Here is a 234-nt window from a genome sequence, read left to right on the forward strand (position 1 = left end):
GGGCGCCCGGTGAGGACGTTTCGCGACTCACCTACTTCTCGCTATATGCTCTGCAACACCGAGGACAGCAGTCCGCCGGTATCGCAACCTCGAACGGCTCTCAGATTCTGGTCTACAAAGACCAAGGCTTGGTGAACCAGGTGTTCACGGAACAAACCCTTCAAGGCCTGACCGGCCACGTCGCCATCGGACATGTCCGCTACGCGACTACGGGGGCGGATACGTGGCGTAACG

1 pseudogene is annotated in these 234 nt (G+C 59.8%); it reads left to right on the forward strand.

Annotated features, from left to right (window positions below):
- Positions 1–234: pseudogene (locus QP415_RS13045) on the forward strand (amidophosphoribosyltransferase); the annotation flags it as partial.

The sequence above is a fragment of the Pauljensenia sp. UMB3104 genome, from assembly GCF_030217285.1.
GTDB lineage: Bacteria > Actinomycetota > Actinomycetes > Actinomycetales > Actinomycetaceae > Pauljensenia.